The following is a 2,560-nucleotide window of genomic DNA, read 5'->3' on the forward strand; positions in this document are numbered from 1 at the left end:
CAGCGTCACTGTTGCCAATGCCTGGGTTTCCCCACGTGTAAAGATAGCCGAACCGTGAACAGAAGGTAAATAATCAATCTCACACCAGATGGGGCGGATGTCTGTGGTTTTTCTTCCGTCAAGGCGCAAACCTTCAGCAAGTGTCAATTCCCTTACCGCTTCTTTTTCAATTTTGTTGAAATAGGTTTTAATCAACGCTTGGTTTTCTTCCAGTTCTTCTTCGGTAAACAAAGCCATCACTTCGTCTTTTACTGCAGAAAATGCTTCGCCACGTTCTCTTTTTCCATGACCGCCTTTGGCAATGTCATATATTTTTTGGTATGCTGTTTCACGCACTTTAGCTTCAATAGCTTCATCTTTTTTTGCGGGAGCATATTCTCTTACAGGTTTTTTCCCGAAAGCTTCAGCCAAACGCAACTGTGCAGCGCACTGTTCTTTAATGGCTTCATGGGCAAATTTGATAGCCTCTGCCATTTCTTCTTCTGAAATTTCTTTCATTTCACCTTCTACCATCATAACCGAATCTGCAGAAGCTCCAATGATCATATCGATGTCAGACTCCAGCAACTGGCTGCGGCTTGGGTTCAAAATAAACTCGCCATTGATTCTACCCACACGGGCTTCAGAGATGGCACATTCAAAAGGAACGTCAGACAGTTGAATTGCAGCAGATGCAGCAAGACCTGCCAATGCATCGGGCATCACCTCTTCGTCGTGAGACATCAATTGAATCATTACTTGTGTTTCGGTTTTGTAATCTGATGGGAAAAGTGGGCGTAACACACGGTCCACAATACGCATGGTCAATACTTCACCATCACTGGGTCTGGCTTCCCTTTTAAAGAAACCACCGGGGTAACGACCTGCAGCAGCAAATTTTTCGCGGTAGTCAACAGTTAATGGAAAGAAATCCAATGTACTTTCTTTATAGGAAGAAACAACGGTACATAGTAACATGGCTTTTCCCATTTGCACAACAACAGACCCGTGGGCTTGTTTGGCTAATTTTCCGGTTTCAATAGAAATGGTTCTACCGTCGCCCAGGTCAATGACCTCTTTGTAAACTTTTGGTATCATAATAATTTAATAATAAGCACGCAGTATTGCCTGCTTGGTTAAACAATGGTCGTTGTGTTGTGTAGTAGTGTTGACCAATGAAAAACTAAAAGTGTAGCTTTTTCAGAACCCATCAAAGATAGGCATTTTTATCTAAGTATGTGACGAAATTCAATTTTCCGGCAAATTAGTGCTATTTCAAAATTTTGTCGTGTACTAACATTTTTATATAAAAAAAGAGGGCATATAGCCCCCTGATTTTTTATTTTCTCAAACCTAATTCTTTAATGATTTCACGATATCTGTTGATATCTTTCTTCATCAGATAATCAAGCAATGATCTTCTTTTGCCAACCAATTTTACAAGTGAACGCTCAGTGTTGTAATCGTGAATGTTCTTTTTCAGGTGGGCTGATAAATGCTCGATTCTCGCTGTAAAAAGCGCAATTTGACCTTCAGTTGAGCCGGTGTCTGTAGCAGACTGACCGTACTTTTTAAAAATTTTTGCTTTGTCTTCTTTTGTTGGGTACATGCCAATATTGTTTAAATGATTTTTATGTAAAAACTACCTCTCTGGTAATCAGGCGGCAAATATAGAAAATATAAATGGAATTTAAATAACCAATGTTCTTAATTTTAGGACGCTTTTCTAATGGGTCTGTTGAGAATCAAATCCAGATAAAGGTTGATGTTCTTCTTCAGGTCTTTTCTTTTTGTGATAAAATCAAGGAAACCGTGTTCCATTACAAACTCTGCGGTTTGGAAGCCTTCGGGAAGTTCTTTTCCGGTGGTGTCTCTCACTACCCGTGGGCCGGCAAAACCAATCAAGGCCCCGGGTTCTGAAATGTTGATGTCGCCCAGCATAGCAAATGAAGCAGTTGTTCCACCGGTGGTGGGGTCTGTACATAATGAGATATAAGGTATTTTGGCATCAGCCAATTGAGCCAGTTTGGCAGAGGTTTTTGCCAACTGCATCAATGAAAATGCAGCTTCCATCATTCGGGCACCGCCACTTTTTGAAATAATGACCAATGGAATTTTCTTTTTCAGGGCATAATCGGCACCACGGGTAATTTTTTCGCCCACTACAGAGCCCATTGACCCCCCGATAAACGCAAAATCCATACACACCACTACAATGTTTTTTCCCATCGATTTTCCAACGGCTGTTCTTACCGCGTCTTTCAACCCGGTTTTGTCCTGGGCTTCTTTTAAACGGTCCAGGTATTTTTTGGTGTCGGTAAAATTGAGCGGGTCTTTTGACGTCAGGTTTTTGTCCAGTTCCTTGAAATTGTTGTCGTCAAAAAGTATTTCAAAATACTCTTTGCTGCCAATTCTCACGTGGTAGCCGTCTTCGGGACTTACGTAAAAGTTTTTGGCCAATTCTTCGGCATCGACAATTTTTCCTGTGGGGGATTTGTACCACAAACCTTTAGGGACATCCTTTTTGTCTTCGGTTGCAGTTTGTATTCCTTTTTTTGTTCTTTTAAACCAGGCCATAGTT

At 41.1% G+C, this 2,560-nt stretch carries 2 protein-coding genes and 1 pseudogene; all 3 read right to left on the reverse strand.

What is annotated here, in order from left to right:
• A pseudogene (locus AC6F75_RS08925) lies at positions 1-1,077 on the reverse strand (polyribonucleotide nucleotidyltransferase); the annotation flags it as partial.
• 241 nt (positions 1,078-1,318) lie between these two features.
• Complete coding sequence (gene rpsO, locus AC6F75_RS08930) at positions 1,319-1,588, reverse strand: 30S ribosomal protein S15 (RefSeq protein WP_500714659.1); 270 nt, start codon at positions 1,586-1,588, stop codon at positions 1,319-1,321.
• Between the two features lie 104 nt (positions 1,589-1,692).
• Entirely contained in the window at positions 1,693-2,556 is an 864-nt protein-coding gene (gene accD, locus AC6F75_RS08935) for an acetyl-CoA carboxylase, carboxyltransferase subunit beta (RefSeq protein WP_500714660.1), read from the reverse strand.
• Between the last annotated feature and the right edge of the window lie 4 nt (positions 2,557-2,560).

The sequence above is a fragment of the Planktosalinus sp. genome, from assembly GCF_059864935.1.

Excerpts from the sequence above, each read along its gene's own strand:
- accD (WP_500714660.1), bottom strand. The coding sequence starts at position 2,556 with ATGGCCTGGTTTAAAAGAACAAAAAAAGGAATACAAACTGCAACCGAA.
- rpsO (WP_500714659.1), bottom strand. The coding sequence starts at position 1,588 with ATGTACCCAACAAAAGAAGACAAAGCAAAAATTTTTAAAAAGTACGGT.